This is a genomic window from Micromonospora sp. NPDC048907, from assembly GCF_055586885.1.
In genome coordinates, this window is record NZ_JBVJHI010000001.1 from 1,010,821 (window position 1) to 1,026,164 (window position 15,344).

General features: G+C 71.8%; 17 protein-coding genes, 1 tRNA gene and 1 other RNA gene. 14 read left to right on the forward strand and 5 right to left on the reverse strand.

All coding sequences use genetic code 11. From position 1 onward, the window contains the following. Positions 1-64: 64 nt before the first annotated feature. From pruA to ACZ6PY_RS05055, 10 genes are all read left to right on the forward strand, one after another. Positions 65-1,693, forward strand: coding sequence for an L-glutamate gamma-semialdehyde dehydrogenase (gene pruA / locus ACZ6PY_RS05010; RefSeq protein ID WP_466069290.1), 1,629 nt, complete (start codon positions 65-67; stop codon positions 1,691-1,693). A gap of 176 nt (positions 1,694-1,869) precedes the next feature. Next, positions 1,870-2,385: a PadR family transcriptional regulator gene (locus ACZ6PY_RS05015; RefSeq protein ID WP_107078404.1), complete on the forward strand. Its 516-nt coding sequence runs from the start codon at positions 1,870-1,872 to the stop codon at positions 2,383-2,385. A gap of 99 nt (positions 2,386-2,484) precedes the next feature. Further along, positions 2,485-3,606: a peptide chain release factor 2 gene (gene prfB / locus ACZ6PY_RS05020; RefSeq protein ID WP_091313477.1), complete on the forward strand. Its 1,122-nt coding sequence runs from the start codon at positions 2,485-2,487 to the stop codon at positions 3,604-3,606. Between the two features lie 119 nt (positions 3,607-3,725). After that, positions 3,726-4,406 (forward strand): cell division ATP-binding protein FtsE, encoded by a 681-nt coding sequence (ftsE, locus tag ACZ6PY_RS05025; RefSeq protein ID WP_466069292.1) that lies wholly within the window; start codon positions 3,726-3,728, stop codon positions 4,404-4,406. A 65-nt stretch (positions 4,407-4,471) separates the two neighbouring features. After that, the gene (gene ftsX, locus ACZ6PY_RS05030; RefSeq protein ID WP_313722926.1) at positions 4,472-5,347 is read left to right on the forward strand and encodes a permease-like cell division protein FtsX; all 876 of its coding nucleotides are present in this window, start codon (positions 4,472-4,474) and stop codon (positions 5,345-5,347) included. A 130-nt stretch (positions 5,348-5,477) separates the two neighbouring features. After that, positions 5,478-5,957 (forward strand): SsrA-binding protein SmpB, encoded by a 480-nt coding sequence (smpB, locus tag ACZ6PY_RS05035; protein WP_154230133.1) that lies wholly within the window; start codon positions 5,478-5,480, stop codon positions 5,955-5,957. A 105-nt stretch (positions 5,958-6,062) separates the two neighbouring features. Beyond that, positions 6,063-6,438: a transfer-messenger RNA gene (gene ssrA, locus ACZ6PY_RS05040) on the forward strand. A gap of 81 nt (positions 6,439-6,519) precedes the next feature. Continuing rightward, complete coding sequence (locus tag ACZ6PY_RS05045) at positions 6,520-7,182, forward strand: hypothetical protein (RefSeq protein WP_466069295.1); 663 nt, start codon at positions 6,520-6,522, stop codon at positions 7,180-7,182. A 118-nt stretch (positions 7,183-7,300) separates the two neighbouring features. Then, positions 7,301-7,753, forward strand: a complete 453-nt coding sequence (locus ACZ6PY_RS05050; protein WP_466069297.1) for a hypothetical protein — start codon at positions 7,301-7,303, stop codon at positions 7,751-7,753. 40 nt (positions 7,754-7,793) lie between these two features. Further along, on the forward strand, positions 7,794-8,771 hold the full coding sequence (locus ACZ6PY_RS05055) for a hypothetical protein (RefSeq protein WP_466069299.1): 978 nt from the start codon (positions 7,794-7,796) through the stop codon (positions 8,769-8,771). Between the two features lie 3 nt (positions 8,772-8,774). Here the strand turns inward: ACZ6PY_RS05055 and mdlC are convergent, their stop codons facing one another. Together mdlC and ACZ6PY_RS05065 are read right to left on the reverse strand one after the other, a co-directional pair. After that, positions 8,775-10,370 (reverse strand): benzoylformate decarboxylase, encoded by a 1,596-nt coding sequence (gene mdlC / locus ACZ6PY_RS05060; protein WP_466069300.1) that lies wholly within the window; start codon positions 10,368-10,370, stop codon positions 8,775-8,777. Between the two features lie 109 nt (positions 10,371-10,479). Next, entirely contained in the window at positions 10,480-11,283 is an 804-nt protein-coding gene (locus ACZ6PY_RS05065; protein WP_466069302.1) for an S-methyl-5'-thioadenosine phosphorylase, read from the reverse strand. Positions 11,284-11,414: 131 nt separating this feature from the next. On the opposite strand from ACZ6PY_RS05065, the gene ACZ6PY_RS05070 reads away from it, so the two are divergent. Together ACZ6PY_RS05070 and ACZ6PY_RS05075 are read left to right on the forward strand one after the other, a co-directional pair. Beyond that, the gene (locus ACZ6PY_RS05070; protein WP_357822034.1) at positions 11,415-12,005 is read left to right on the forward strand and encodes a YqgE/AlgH family protein; all 591 of its coding nucleotides are present in this window, start codon (positions 11,415-11,417) and stop codon (positions 12,003-12,005) included. 89 nt (positions 12,006-12,094) lie between these two features. After that, a tRNA-Ala gene (locus ACZ6PY_RS05075) sits at positions 12,095-12,167 on the forward strand. A 45-nt stretch (positions 12,168-12,212) separates the two neighbouring features. Here the strand turns inward: ACZ6PY_RS05075 and ACZ6PY_RS05080 are convergent. Both ACZ6PY_RS05080 and ACZ6PY_RS05085 read right to left on the reverse strand, forming a co-directional pair. After that, on the reverse strand, positions 12,213-12,656 hold the full coding sequence (locus tag ACZ6PY_RS05080; RefSeq protein WP_466069304.1) for a MerR family transcriptional regulator: 444 nt from the start codon (positions 12,654-12,656) through the stop codon (positions 12,213-12,215). Further along, positions 12,653-13,009: a hypothetical protein gene (locus tag ACZ6PY_RS05085; RefSeq protein ID WP_466069305.1), complete on the reverse strand. Its 357-nt coding sequence runs from the start codon at positions 13,007-13,009 to the stop codon at positions 12,653-12,655. The genes ACZ6PY_RS05080 and ACZ6PY_RS05085 overlap by 4 nt, the downstream gene beginning before the upstream one ends. A 118-nt stretch (positions 13,010-13,127) precedes the next feature. On the opposite strand from ACZ6PY_RS05085, the gene ACZ6PY_RS05090 reads away from it, so the two are divergent. Beyond that, complete coding sequence (locus ACZ6PY_RS05090; protein WP_466069307.1) at positions 13,128-13,775, forward strand: dihydrofolate reductase family protein; 648 nt, start codon at positions 13,128-13,130, stop codon at positions 13,773-13,775. 99 nt (positions 13,776-13,874) lie between these two features. After that, positions 13,875-14,216, forward strand: coding sequence for a VOC family protein (locus ACZ6PY_RS05095; protein WP_466069309.1), 342 nt, complete (start codon positions 13,875-13,877; stop codon positions 14,214-14,216). A 54-nt stretch (positions 14,217-14,270) separates the two neighbouring features. Here ACZ6PY_RS05095 and ACZ6PY_RS05100 read toward each other — a convergent pair whose 3' ends face one another. After that, positions 14,271-15,338, reverse strand: a complete 1,068-nt coding sequence (locus tag ACZ6PY_RS05100; protein WP_466069311.1) for a glycerophosphodiester phosphodiesterase family protein — start codon at positions 15,336-15,338, stop codon at positions 14,271-14,273. Positions 15,339-15,344 lie beyond the last annotated feature (6 nt).

The window sequence follows — 15,344 nt, forward strand, 5'->3', positions numbered from 1 at the left end:
CCACCCGGCCGGCGCCCGCGGGTCCGGTTTCGCCACCGCCGTCGAGATCGCACAGGAGCCTGTGATGGACGCCGTGTTCTCCGTACCCGAGCCGCGCAACGAGCCGGTCCACACCTACGAGCCCGGCAGCGCCGAGCGGGAGCGGCTCCAGCGGCGGCTGGCCGACCTGGCCGCCGAGCGGATCGACCTGCCGATGACCATCGCCGGCGAGCAGCGGATGGCCGCCGGTGACCCGATCAACGTCGTCCAGCCGCACAAGCACGCCCACGTGCTCGGCGTCACCGGCCACGCCTCCCACGACGACGCCCGCGCCGCGGTCAAGGCCGCCAAGGACGCCGCGCCGATGTGGCGGGCGCTGCCGTTCGAGGAGCGCGCCGCGATCTTCCTGCGCGCCGCCGACCTGCTCTCCGGTCCCTGGCGGGACACGCTCAACGCGGCCACCATGCTGGGCCAGTCCAAGACCGTGGTCCAGGCCGAGATCGACTCGGCCTGCGAGCTGATCGACTTCCTCCGGTTCAACGTCTACTTCGCCCGCAAGCTCCTGGCCGAGCAGCCGCTGTCCTCGCCGGGCGTGTGGAACCGCTTCGACCACCGGCCCCTGGAGGGCTTCGTCTACGCGGTCACCCCGTTCAACTTCACCGCGATCGCCGGCAACCTGCCCTCGGCGCCGGCCCTGCTCGGCAACACCGTGGTCTGGAAGCCGGGCCCGACCCAGCAGTTCGCCGCCCACTTCACCATGCGGCTGTTCGAGGCGGCCGGCCTGCCGCCCGGTGTGATCAACATGGTGACCGGGCGCGGCGAGGAGGTCTCCGACGTCGTACTCGCCGACCCGGACCTGGCCGGCATCCACTTCACCGGCTCCACCAAGGTCTTCCAGCACCTCTGGAAGACGGTCGGCGACAACATCGCCCGCTACCGGGGCTACCCCCGGCTGGTCGGCGAGACCGGCGGCAAGGACTTCGTGGTCGCGCACACCAGCGCCGACGTGGACGCCCTGCACACCGCACTGATCCGGGGCGCCTACGAGTACCAGGGCCAGAAGTGCTCGGCCGCCTCGCGGGCGTACATCCCCCGGTCCATCTGGGAGGGCGGGCTGCGCGACCGGCTGGCCGCCACCGCCGACTCGCTCACCTACGGCGACGTCACCGACTTCAGCAACTTCGGCGGCGCCGTGATCGACGACAAGGCCTTCGGCCGGCACACCGCCGCGCTGGAGCTGATCAAGGGCGACGACAGCTGCCGGGTCCTGGCCGGCGGCACGGCGGACGACTCGGTCGGCTACTTCGTCCGGCCGACCCTCTTCGAGTGCTCGGACGCCGCGCACGAGACCTTCACCACCGAGTACTTCGGCCCGATCCTCGGCGTGCACGTCTTCGACGACGCCCGCTTCGACGAGGTGGTCCACCAGGCCGAGTCGATCGCGCCGTACGCGCTGACCGGCTCGATCTTCGCGACCGACCGCCGGGTGGTCGACCAGGTGGCGGAGAAGATGCGGTACGCGGCCGGCAACTTCTACATCAACGACAAGCCGACCGGCGCGGTGGTCGGGCAGCAGCCGTTCGGCGGCGCCCGGGCCAGCGGCACCAACGACAAGGCCGGCTCGTGGCACAACCTGGTCCGCTGGATGTCGCCGCGGACGATCAAGGAGACCTTCGTCCCGCCGACCGAGCACGGCTACCCGCACATGGGCTGACCTGCGCGCGGTCGCCGGTGGCGCACCCAGCGTCACCGGCGACCGGCCGGGCGGGGGAGGGGCCGGACGTCCCCGGCGGACTGTCGTCGGCCGACAGTGCACATCGGACGACCCGAAGGGCGGCGAAAACGGCAAATCCTGGACGGCAGGTCCGACAAAGTGGCAGCTTAGAGGGCATGGCGGAATCCGGAGTCAACCCGACGGCGGCGGCCCTGCTGGGCCTGCTGCACGACGGCCCGATGACAGGCGGTCAACTGATGGCCGCCGCCGAGCGCCGGCTGGCGCCGTACTGGTCGATGACCCGCAGCCAGGTCTACCGCGAGCTTCCGGTCCTGGCCGAGAAGGGTCTCGTGCGGCTGGGCAAGCCCGGGCCGCGGTTGAGCCAGCCGTACGCGATCACGGCGGCCGGAAAACGGACATTCTCCCGCTGGCTCGCGGAGAACCCGGGCCGGGACACCATCCGTAACCCGATAGCGCTACGGATCGCCTTCGGCAACCTGCACTCGGCGAGCCAGCTCAAGAACCTCTACGCCTCGGCGAACGAGTACCACACCGAGGCCCTGGCGGCGGTGCGCGAGCAGGTCAAGAACGCCAAGAAGGAAGGCGACGACTACGACGCCAGCGCGCTGGAGTTCGCGGTCGCCTACCACCGCGCGGCGCTGTCCTGGCTCAAGAGCGCCCCGGTCGGCTGACCACCCGCCGCAGCCGGGGCGACCTGGCGGTGCGACTTTTCGCGCCTGCCTGCGGGGCTCGCAAGCTCACTGCTCGCACGCGCAGTAGTCTTGTCTGTCGTGACCGCTGCCGATTACGCCGAACAGCTCAAGGAACTCGACGCCACCCTACGCAACATCGAGGCCGTGCTCGACCTCGACAAGCTTCGCGAGCAGAAGGCTCGCCTGGAGCAGGAGGCCTCCGCGCCGGACCTGTGGGACGACCAGGCCAAGGCGCAGCAGGTGACGTCGCAGCTGTCGTACGTCAACGGCGAGATCTCCAAGCTCGGCAGCCTCCGCTCCCGGCTCGACGACGCCGGGGTCCTGCTGGAGCTGGCCCAGGCCGAGTCCGACCCCGGCACCCTCACCGAGGTCGAGTCGGAGATCACCGGGCTGACCAAGGCCATCCAGGAGATGGAGGTCCGCACCCTGCTCTCCGGCGAGTACGACTCCCGGGAGGCGCTGGTCGCCATCCGGGCGGGCGCCGGCGGCGTGGACGCGGCGGACTTCGCCGAGATGCTGCTCCGGATGTACCTGCGCTGGGCCGAGCGGCACGGCTACCCGACCGAGGTCTACGAGACCTCGTACGCCGAGGAGGCGGGCCTCAAGTCGGCCACCTTCACGGTCAAGGTGCCCTACGCGTTCGGCACGCTGAGCGTCGAGTCCGGCACCCACCGGCTGGTCCGGATCAGCCCGTTCGACAACCAGGGCCGCCGGCAGACCAGCTTCGCCGGTGTCGAGGTGCTGCCGGTGGTGGAGCAGACCGACCACATCGAGATCCCCGAGAACGAGATGCGGATCGACGTCTACCGCTCCTCCGGCCCGGGCGGCCAGAGCGTCAACACCACCGACTCGGCGGTCCGGATCACCCACATCCCGACCGGCATCGTGGTGACCTGCCAGAACGAGAAGTCCCAGCTGCAGAACAAGGCGTCGGCGCTGCGGGTGCTCCAGGCCCGGCTGCTGGAGCGCAAGCGGCAGGAGGAGCAGGCCAAGCTCCAGGGCCTGAAGACCGACGCCGCCGGCTCCTGGGGCGACCAGATGCGCTCGTACGTTCTGCACCCTTATCAGATGGTGAAGGATCTGCGGACCGAGCAGGAGACGGGCAATCCGTCCGCGGTCTTCGACGGCGAGCTGGACAGCTTCATCGAGGCGGGTATCCGCTGGCGGAAGCAGCAGCAGCTCACCGCTGACGGTGCGTGATCGATCTCCGACGCAGCGCGTCATCGATCTCTGTCTGACCGGCTGAATCGATGACGCGACTCGCTTCGGAGGGGCGGGGGGGCTTGGCTCCCCGGTTACACCGCGTAGACTCTCGACCCGTGATTCAGCTTGAGCAAGTGACGAAGACGTACCCGAAGGCGTCCCGGCCTTCGCTCGACAACGTGTCCGTCTCGATCGAGAAGGGCGAGTTCGTCTTCTTCATCGGTCCATCCGGCTCCGGCAAGTCCACGATCATCAAGTTGCTGCTGCACGAGGTCACCCCCAACAAGGGGCGGGTCATCGTCAACGGCAAGGACGTCACGTCGATGCGTTCCTGGAAGCGACCCCACTTCCGGCGTTCCATCGGCTGCGTCTTCCAGGACTTCCGTCTCCTGCCGAACCGCACCGCCTACGAGAACGTGGCGTTCGCGTTGGAGGTGATCGGCAAGACCAAGGCGGTCGCCCGCCGGGTCGTGCCGGAGGTGCTGGAGCTGGTCGGTCTCGGTGGGAAGGAGCACCGCTACCCCCACGAGCTCTCCGGTGGTGAGCAGCAGCGTGTCGCGGTGGCCCGGGCGTTCGTGAACCGGCCGCTGATCCTGCTGGCGGACGAGCCCACCGGAAACCTGGACCCGGACACCTCGATCGAGATCATGCGCCTGCTGGACCGGATCAACCGCACCGGCACGACCGTCGTGATGGTCACGCACGACTCCAACATCGTGAACCAGATGCGCCGCCGCGTCGTCGAGATCGAGAGCGGCCGCATCGTGCGCGACCAGGCCCGCGGCGTCTACGGCTGAGCGGCTGACGACCCGCAGCCCCTGACGACGAACACCTCACGCCGGAGAGCCGGAGGAATATCCCGATGCGGATGAAGTACGTCCTGTCCGAGGTACTGGTCGGACTGTGGCGAAACGTCACCATGACCCTCGCCATGATCATCACCATGGCGGTGTCGCTGTTCATGCTGGGCGGCAGCGGCCTTCTGTACCAGAAGGTCGGTGACATGAAGGACCTCTACTACGAGAACGTCGAGGTCTCGATCTTCCTGAAGACCGACGTCAACGAGCAGCAGCGCACCGACCTGGAGACCAAGCTCAAGGCCGACCCGCTGATCAAGGAGGTCACGTACGTCGACAAGACGGAGGCGTACAAGCGCTTCCAGCAGATGTACGCGGACGCGCCGGACCTCGTCAACGCGGTCAAGCCGGACCAGCTGCCCGAGTCGTTCCGGCTCACGCTGAACAACCCGGAGCAGTACAAGAACATCTACGACGAGTACAAGGCCTCCGAGGGCATCGACACGATCGTCGACCAGAGCAAGCTGCTCGACAAGGTCTTCGGCGTGCTCACCGGCTTCCAGAACGGCGCGCTGGCCATCGCGATCGTCATGGCGATCGCCGCCCTGCTGCTGGTCGCGAACACCATCCAGGTGGCCGCGTACAGCAAGCGGCGTGAGGTCGCGGTCATGAAGCTGGTCGGCGCCTCCAACTGGTTCATCCAGGCGCCGTTCGTGCTGGAGGCGGTGGTCGCCGGTCTGATCGGCTCGATCCTCGGCCTCATCGCGTTGATCGTGTTGAAGACACTCGCGGCGGGGAGTTCGATGGCGGCCCTGGAGGGCCTGATCACCCCGATCTCCTGGTCCGAGATCTTCCTGACGTTCCCGCTGATGGCCGCCGTCGGTGGTCTGGTCAGCGCGGTCACCGCCTGGGTCACGCTCCGCTTCTACCTGCGGGTCTAGTTACCGGTACGGCTCTCCGAGGGCCCTCCCGCGCCGGAATAAACGGCGCGGGAGGGTCCTTGTCATTCGGGTAGCATGATCTCGCTCCGCGGCCGGTGGTCGCGGGACGGACCGGAAGGGGGTGGCGCCGATGCCACGGGAAAAGGGTCGCAAGGTGGTCGCCTCCAACAAGAAGGCGCGGCACGACTACGCCATCCTCGACACGTACGAGGCGGGCATGTCGCTGACCGGCACCGAGGTCAAGTCGCTGCGGGCCGGGCGGGCGTCGCTTGTCGACGCGTTCGCCCAGGAACGCGACGGCGAGCTCTACCTGCACGGCATGCACATCCCGGAGTACACCCAGGGCACCTGGACCAACCACGAGCCCCGGCGGACCCGGAAGCTGCTGCTCAAGCGGCTGGAGATCGACCGGCTGATCGGCAAGACCAGGGAGAGCGGTCTCACCATGGTGCCGCTGCAGGTCTACTTCTCTGACGGCTGGGCGAAGGTGGAGATCGGCCTGGCTCGGGGTAAGAAGTCGTACGACAAGCGCCAGGACCTGGCCAAGCGGGACGCCGACCGGGAGATCGCCCGGGTGGTGGGCCGGCGCGGCAAGGGCATGGCTGAGTAAGATGTCCGGGTTTGTCCGGATGCCGGCTTCGCGCCGGCCTCGGAATGAATCCGGTTGCGCCAGGCGTTAGGCTTGGTGATGCTGCCGACAGGGGCAGCCCGTCGAGGGGGTGACTGGTTTCGACTTCGTACGTTGCGGCAGGGGAAGCGAGCCGAGGAAGCCGACGTCGTCTCGAGAATCGTTCGTCGGAAACCAATAAGCGCCAAGAACAATCGCGCTGACTTCGCTCTCGCCGCCTGAGGCGAGTAGCAAGTCTGTCGGCCTGGGAGCGCCTTCGACCCAGTTAGCCGGCATCAGCTAGAAGGCTGGCCAACCGGACCCGGTCGCGGGGTCCGTGCGGCGAGATCAATCAGCGACTGGGCCCGTCACACCGACTCGCTCGCGTGATCGGAGGGGCCGAGTAGAGGCACAGCGAGCTGCGCTCGGAGAAGCCCTGACAAGGCGGCGAAGGACCCGGGTTCGATTCCCGGCACCTCCACCACCACCTGTGCGCCCCGGTCCACCGGACCGGGGCGCACAGTCGTGTCCGGACCCGGTTGCGCCGGCGCTCTAGGCTCCGCCCGTGACGAACGAGCGGATCCGACTCTCCGTCGGCGCGGCATCCGGCCAACGCGCGCCGGCCGTCGTGGTGGGTGTCCTGTTCACCGCCTCCGGCGCGGCCTTCGTGCTGCTGCCGCTGGTCGCCGGCGGCCTGCTGCGCCGGGTCACCGGCTTCGGCGACCCGGTCCCCTCGTACGACGACGTCCGGGACCTGCCGCCCGAGCTGCTCCCGCCGGACCTGCACGACGGCGCCGCCGCCCCGCCCACGCCGCTGCGCTACGCCGGGCTCTGCGGGCTCCCGTTCGTGCTGCTGGGGCTCTACCTGGTCCTGCGGGTGCTGCGCACGGCCGCCTGGCTGGACGGGACGCGGGCGTCGGTCCGGGGCGCGTTCGGCACCCGTACCGTCGACCTGGCCACCGCCGAGGTGCGCGGCGGCACGATCGCCCACCGGGTCGGCGACGACGGCGTGGTGCGGGTGCCCAGCCTGATCGCCCGGGACCGGGACAGCGGCCGGCGGGTCACCATCCCGTTGCGGGGCCCGGGGCTGGGCAACCTCCCGGCGTACGAGCTGCGGGCGCTCGCCGAGGCGATCACGGCGGGCCGGCCGGACCAGGGCCGGGACGCCGACGCGCACGTCCTCGCCGGCCGGTTGCGCACCATGGCGGGGAATCCGCTGGGGCTGTAGGGGCCGGTGTGACTGGTGGGGTGGATGGGGCAGATGAGGCGTCCACCCCTCCTGGACAGGTCGGGGACCCGGGTTCACCATCGCTGTACGCGGTAGCACAGCAGCGCGGGAGGTGCCCATGGTCACCAATCCGATCCAACAGCCCTCGACCGTCACCGCCGTGCCTCGTCCGCGGCCCGCCCTCGCCGGCGACCTGTGTGCTCTCGTGCGGGCGCTCGCCACGCCGCCGGCGGAGCCGGGCTGGCGGGAGCAGATGGTCGGCCGGCTCGGCCCGGTCCGGCGGGGCTTCGCGGAGCACGTACGGCTCACCGAGGGCCCGGCCGGCCTCTACGCCGAACTGCTCCACCAGGCGCCCCGGCTGGACCGGGGCGTACGGCTCCTGGCCGACGAGCACGTCGCCATCGCGGCGGCGATCGTCGCGCTCCAGCACGCGGTGCGGCTCCCCGCGGTGCCCGCCGAGGAACTGCGGGAGCTGGTCCGGACCCTGCTGCGGGCGCTGGACCGGCACCGGCAGCGCGGCGCGGACCTGCTCTGGGAGGCGTACCAGGCCGACCTGGGCGGGGAGGACTGACCGGGGGGAACCGGCCGGGGAAGCCCCGCGTCCAACCCGCATGCGTCGCTCTCTCGCCCTGCTCGGGCTACCGCTCCTGGTCCTGGCCGGCTGCGCCGCGCCCGGCGCCGACCCGGCCGGCCCGCCGGCCGCCGGCGGTCCGTCGGTCTCCGGCCCCGATCACCGGTGGGAGGCCTTCGACCAGCGGGCCGCCGAGGTGGCCGACGCGTGGCGCCCCGGGCCCGCGTGGCGCAGCGGGTACGTCCCGCTCGACGAGGCCACCGTGCTGACCGGCGACCCCGGCTTCACCGACGAGACGAAACAGGCCTTCCTCAACGGCTGGTACCGCGACCAGATCGCCCTGCCGACCGCCCGGCCCGCCGACGGGACGATCCGCTTCCCGGACGGCACGCTGCGCGTCCCGCTGGTCAGCGCCGCCGACGCGTACGCTCAGCTCGACCAGGGCGACCCGCCGCCCTGCGAGGGCCGGCCGAGCACACCCGGTCCGGGGCGGCCCAAGGGCGGCCCGACCATCGAGCCCGGCCCGGACGGCTGGGTCGCCACCCAGGCGCCCAGGCCGTGCATCCCGCTCACGGTCACCGGGGTGACGCTGGGCAGCGCGTCGGTGCGTACCAGCCGGGGCGGGGCCGACGTGCCGGCCTGGCTGTTCACCGTGGAAGGCCTCCGGGTGCCGGTGGCCCGCCTCGCCGTGGCGCCCGGCGCGGTCGGGACCGCGCCGGAGGGGATCGCGCCGAGCCGCCCGGCGGACGACGGTGTCGTGGGGGCGACCGACCTGCGCGCGGTGACCGGGAACCGGATCGACTACCGGGTCGGCACGGGCGCCTGTGACGGGCCGCCGACCCCGCTGGTACTGGAGCGGGACGACGTGGTGGTGCTCGGGGCCGGGCTGGTCCGGTCCACCGGGCCGTGCACCATGCAGCTCGTCCTGAAGCCGCTGACCGTCACGCTGAAGGCGCCCCTCGGCGACCGGGCGGTGCTCGACGTGGCCAGCGGCACCCCGCTCGTCGTGCGCCGCTGACCGCTACAGGATCCGTGGCACCTCGGTGCTGATCGGCACCGGCAGCACGGTCGGCCGATCGGCCGCGAGCGCGGCGGCCAGCGCCGGGCCGAGCGCGTCCAGCGACTCCACCACCTCCGCGGCGCAGCCGTAGCCGCGCGCCACCGCGGTCACGTCCAGCCCCGGCAGGTCCAGCGCCGGCACCCCGGGGGTGTGCTTCAGCTCGGCGAACGCCTTGAGGATCGCGTACTGCCGGTTGACCGGGACCACGACGGCGAGCGGCAGGCCGAGTTGCGCGGCGGTCCACAAGGCCTGCACCGAGTAGTGGAACGAGCCGTCGCCGATCACCGTGACCACCGGCCGGCCCCGCCCGCTGTCCCGCTCGGCCAGCGCGATGCCCACCGCCGCCGGCAGGCCGAACCCGAGGCCGCCGCTGGCCATCGTGAAGTACGACCGGGGCCGGCCGATCCGCAGCCGGCGGCGCAGCGCCGCCAGGTTGGACGGCGACTCCTGCACGAGCACCCCGTCGGCCGGCCACTGCCCGGCCAGCGCGGTGAAGAGGGCGTCGGCGCTCGGCGGGTCGGCCGACCCGGCCGGCGCCGGAGCCTCCCGGGCCGGCGGCGGCGACCGGTCCGTCGGGGGCAGCAGCTCCACCAGCCCGGCCATGGTCAGCCCGGCGTCGCCGAGCAGGCTCTCCCCGACCGGGGCCCGGGCCGCCTCGTCCGGGTCGTCGGTGACGTGCAGCAGCCGGGCGTCGCCGGGCAGGTAGTCGCCCGGCACGTGCGGGTAGTAGCGGAACACCGGCGCGCCGACCACCAGCACCGTGTCGTGGCCGCGCAGCGCCTCGGCCAGCGGGCCGATCGCGTACGGCAGGACACCCCGGAAGTGCGGATGGTCCTCGGGGAACACGGCCCGCTCCGGCGCCGGGGCGGCCCAGACCGGCGCGGCCAGCCGCTCGGCCAGCGCCACGGCGACCGGCCAGGCGTCGGCCCGGTCGACCGCGGCACCGAGCACCACCACCGGAGCGCGGGAGCCGGCCAGGGTGGCGGCGAAGCCGCGCAGCCGGTCCGGGTCCGGCGCGATCCGGGTGGCCACCGTCCGCACCTGCGGCGGCGGGTCGGTCGGCCGGTCCCAGTCGTCCATCGGCAGCGAGAGGAAGACCGGCCCGGTCGGTGGCTGCACCGCCGAGGCGTACGCCCGCATGAAGGCCGCCGGGATGTCCTGCGCCCGCGCCGGCTCGTGGGCCCACTTGACGTACGGGTGGGCCAGCTCGACCGCCCGGGGGTTGGCCAGGCGGGGTTCGATGAGCAGCATCTCCCGGGTCTGCTGGCCGGCGGTGACGATCAGCGGCGTCCGGTTGTGCCAGGCGGTGACCAGGTTGCCCATGCCGTTGCCGAAGCCCGGGGCGGTGTGCAGGTTGACGTGCGCGGGCCGGCCGGTGGCCTGCGCGTAGCCGTCGGCCATGGCCATGGCCGACGCCTCCTGCAGCGCGTGCACGTAGCGGAAGTCGGCCGGGAAGTCCTTGAGGAACGGCTCCTCGGTGGAGCCGGGGTTGCCGAAGACGGTGGTCAGGCCCAGGGCGCGGAGCAGGTCGTAGGTCGTGTCGCGGACCGTTGCCATCGCCGGCTGCCTCCCGTCCCCCGCGCGAGCCGGGGACGGCCCGGTGATCAGCTCCCCGACCAGCCGAATCTATCGGGCCGAGCGTGATTTTTCGGGCGCTTCCCGGCGCTCAGGGCAGCGGGAACGGCAGCTTGATCCCGTCCAGCGCCCGCCCGCAGGGGCAGTCCCGCTCGGCGGGCAGCGCGGCGACCGCGTCCAGCAACACCCCGCGCAGCCGGTCGGTGTTCTCCGCGAAGACCCGGAAGACCTCCTCCTGGGTGACCGACTCGCCCGCCTCGACGCCCGCGTCCAGGTCGGTGACCAGGGCGATCGAGGTGTAGCAGAGGGCCAGCTCGCGGGCGAGCACCGCCTCCGGGTGGCCGGTCATGTTGACCACCGTGCCGCCGATCGAGGCGAACCAGCGCGACTCCGCCCGGGTCGAGAAGCGCGGCCCCTCGACCACCACCACCGTCCCGCCGTCCACGGCGGGCACGCCCCGCCCGGCCGCCGCGTCGAGCAGCGTCCGCCGCCCCACCGGGCAGTACGGGTCGGCGAAGGACACGTGCACGGCGCCCTGGTCGTAGTAGGTCTGGACGCGCCCGCTGGTGCGGTCGACGAGCTGGTCCGGCACCACGAACGTGCCCGGACCCAGCTCCGGCCGGAGCCCGCCGACCGCGCAGGGGGCCAGCACCTGGCGTACGCCCAGGGACCGCAGTGCCCACAGGTTGGCCCGGTAGGGGATCAGGTGCGGCGGATAGCGGTGGTCGCGCCCGTGCCGGGGCAGGAACGCCACCCGCCGGCCGGCCACCTCGGCGATGGTGACCGGATCCGACGGCGCCCCGTACGGCGTCTCCAGCACGTGCTCGGTGGCGCCGTCGAGGAGGGCGTAGAGGCCCGACCCGCCGATCACCGCCAGTTCGGCCGTAGCCGCCATCCGACCCTCCCTCGATCCCACACGATCACCCGCCGGTCAGACCTTAGCCAGCGGGCGGACCGCAGGCTATGGTGCCTTGCATGGCGTTGACAGCGCGGCTGGTCGCGGCGTACGGCTGACGGGTGTCGGACATGCAGGGTGAGGGACAGGCGATCGGTGGCCGAGCCATGGACTCCATGACCGGGCGGCTGCTGGTCGCGACGCCTGCGTTGAAGGACCCGAACTTCGACCGCACCGTCGTGCTGCTGGTCGCCCACGAAGCCGGCGGCGCCCTCGGCGTGGTGCTGAACCGCGCCACCGAGGTGCCGGTGGCCGACGTCCTGGGCGACTGGAGCGACCTGGCCCGGCACCCCGCGGTGCTCTTCGAGGGCGGCCCGGTCCAGCCCGACTCGGCGATCTGCCTGGCCCGGATGCGCCACCCGATCAAGCCGGTGAAGGGCTTCCACCGGGTCTCCGGCGCGGTGGGCACCATCGACCTCTCGGTCGACCCGGAGAAGCTGCGCGACGCCGTCGGCGGGATCCGCGTCTTCGCCGGTTACTCGGGCTGGGGCGCCGGGCAGCTGGAGCGGGAGATCGAGGACGGGTCCTGGTTCGTGCTCGACGCCCTCCCCGGCGACGCCTTCGTCGACCGCCCGGACGACCTCTGGCCGATGGTGCTGCGCCGGCAGGGCGGCATGATGGCGGCGGTCGCCCACTTCCCCCCGGATGTGGCCCTGAACTGAGTGGCCGGCCGGGAGACCCCCGCGAGATGACCATGCCAACCGGCGTGTGTATAGTTCTTTCCGTGCCCGGGCGACCGGGGACGACGCAAGGGGCCGTGGCGCAGCTGGTAGCGCACCACACTGGCAGTGTGGGGGTCAGGGGTTCGAGTCCCCTCGGCTCCACCCTTCGCGATCAGGGCGTTCGTCAGACATGACGGACGCCCTTCGTCATTCCGGACACGGTTCCCGCCGTCCCTCGGTGAGCTCGGTGAAGGGAAGCGGGCAGCTGGAGCTGCCGGCGCAGGTGACCAGATCGTCACAACCGGCCGAGACGGCGGCGCGGAGCGTATCGCGGATGACGGTGAGGTCGGTCAGCTTCTGTTCCACCTCGACGAGCTTCTCCCTGGCCTGTGCCCGGAGGCCGCTGCCGGGTCGGCGGTGGTGCCGGCCGGCGTCCAGCAGGTCGGCCACCTCCTTGAGGGTGAACCCGAGGCGCTGGGCGATCTTGATGACCCGCAACAGGGTGACCGTGTCGGACGGGTAGAGCCGGTGCCCGCCCGGCGACCGCCGCGGGGCGGCGAGCAGCCCTCGGCGCTCGTAGTAGCGCAGCGTCTGCGGGTTGACGCCGGCCGCGTCGGCCAGCTCGCCGCTGCGCAGCCCCGATCCGGTCATCTCGGGGCTCGGACAACCGCGGCCCGCGCGGCGAGGGCGTCGAGCACGTCGACATGTTCGGCTGGTACCCGGACGTCCAGCGTCAGCAGGTCCGGGCCGTGTCGCGCGATGTCGAAGGCGAAGAACGAGCAGCACGACGACTCACGGGCCGTCAGAGCCCGCGCCGTCTCCTCGACGTGCTCCGCGCCGTCGAGCCGCAACCGCAGGTGCTGTGCCGAGACCCGATCGGTACCCCGGACCGCGGCGCGGAAGAACTGGTCGAACTCGGCGAGCCGCAGCGGCCGTTCGGCCGTCGGCAGGGTGCACGCATCCGGCACCCAGGATTCGTCCGTCGTGATGTCGTGGTCGCTCATCCTCCGACGGTAAGCCTGTACCGAGGTACCGGATGCAAGCCCCGAGCCGGGGGAGGCCTCCGGGCCCGCCGTAGGTGGGGCGTAAGTTGCAATCACAAGGCTCGTCGGAGGGGAATTCGTGCCACAGCAGCGGTTGAGGGTGCAGAGCTTCGCCGTGTCGCGCGACGGGTTCGGCGCCGGCGAGGGGCAGAGCCTGGAGCGGCCCTTCGGCCACGCGGACCCCACCGCCCTGTTGGCCTGGCGTGCCGCCACCGCCAGCTTCGTGTACCGCACCGAGCCCGGGGGCACCCGCGGCCTGGACGACTACCTGACCCGCGACTACGACCGCAACATCGGCGCCGAGATCATGGGCCGTAACAAGTTCGGCCCGCAGCGCGGCCCCTGGGAGAACCACGACTGGCAGGGGTGGTGGGGGGACAACCCACCGTTCCACGTGCCGGTCTTCGTGCTCACCCACTACGAGCGCCCGTCGTTCACCCTGGCGGACACCACGTTCCACTTCCTCGACGCGAGCCCGGCCGAGGCGCTGGCACGTGCGAAGCAGGCCGCCGACGGCCGGGACGTACGCCTCGGCGGTGGAGTCGCCACCATCCGCGAATTCCTCGAGGCCGACCTGGTCGACGAGATGCACATCGCCGTCGCGCCGGTCGACCTCGGTCGCGGCGAGCGGCTGTGGGAGAGCCACCAGGAGCTTCTCGACCGCTTTCACCTCGAGTCGGTGCCGAGCCCCAGCGGAGTCACCCACCTCCTGTTCTGGAGGCGATGACCCCGCTCCCGGTGGCCGTCGGGTTGGTGGCCATGGGTGGCGCCCGCTGGCACGACGGAGAGCCGGAGGAGAAGCCCGGCTGATCCCTAGCATGGGCTCATGACCGTAGACCTGTTCGCGGGCCTCCCCGTCCGCGACCGCCGCGCGGCGGCGGCCTGGTACGAGCGGCTCCTCGGCGCGCCGCCCTCGTTCCTGCCGAACGACACCGAGGCGGTGTGGGAGCTGGCCGAGCACCGGTTCCTGTACATCGAGGTGCGGCCCGAGCACGCCGGGCACGCCATGCACACCGTCTTCGTCGACGATCTCGACGCCCGCCTCGCGCAGATCGCCGAGCGCGGCCTGGCACCCGCCGAGCGCGAGACCTACGACAACGGGGTCCGCAAGGCCATCTTCCGCGACCCGGACGGCAACGAGATCGGCTTCGGCGGCGGCCCGGCCTGACCGGGCCCGCCCGTGGCGGCGTCCGCCCGGTCGACCGGGCGGACGCCGCGGGCCTCAGCGCGGCTCGTACGCCTTCGGCAGCCGCATGCCCCGCTCGGCCATGAGCTGCCGGACCCGGTTCGGGTAGTTGGTGATGATCCCGTCGACGCCCAGATCCATCAGCGCCGCCACGGTGGCCGGGTCGTCGCAGGTCCACGGCACGACCTTCAGGCCGCGGGCGTGCGCGTCGGCGATCATCTTCCGGTCCGGGTAGAACCGGAAGGCCGGGTCGGCGACCGTGCCGTTCTGCGGGAAGCCGTAGTTGGGGGACAGGGCGGTCACGCCCGGGATCGCGGCCGCCGCGCGGACGAAATCGCCACCGAAGTCGTCGGCGTCCAGGCCGCCCAGCCACGGCGAGGCGCCGGGCTTACCGACCTGGAGGAAGTCGTAGTTGGTGAGGGCCACCAGCGGCCACCGCGGCGCGAGCCGGTGCATCACCCGCAGCGAGCCCCAGTCGAAGGACTGGATGGTGACCTGGTCCTCGATGCCGGAGGCGCGGATCTCCTCGAAGACCCGGCGGACGAACAGCTCGCGCGGGGCGGTCTGCTCGGGCGCGCCCGCCTCCACCTTGGTCTCGATGTTCAGCGTGAGCTGGTGAGCGTGGTAGCTCTTCACCAGGTCGAGCACGTCCCGCAGCTCGGCCATCCGGACGCCGGCGATCTGCTCCTGCTCCGGGAAGCCGGGCAGCTGCTGGTAGCCGCAGTCCATGGTCTTGATCTGGGCCAGGGTGAGGTCCTTGACGTACTTCCCGACGTACGGGTACTGCGGGTCGCCGGCGGTCACCGGGGCGGTGTCGCGGCACTTCTGCGCGCTGACCTGTCGGTCGTGCGTGACGACCACCTTCTCGTCCCGGGTGACCTGGGTGTCGAGCTCCAGCGTGGTGACGCCGAGGCGCATGGCCTTGGCGAAGCCGGCCAGCGTCTCCTCGGTGGTCAGCCCGATCCCGCCCCGGTGCGCCTGCAGGTCGAAGTGGGTCTTCTGCGGCAGCACGCCGGGACCGGCGCCGGGGGCCGCGTGGGCGGCCGTGGGCACGGCCAGCGCCGCCCCGGCGGCCAGCACCGTCATGAGCTGACGGACGGACATGGAGGA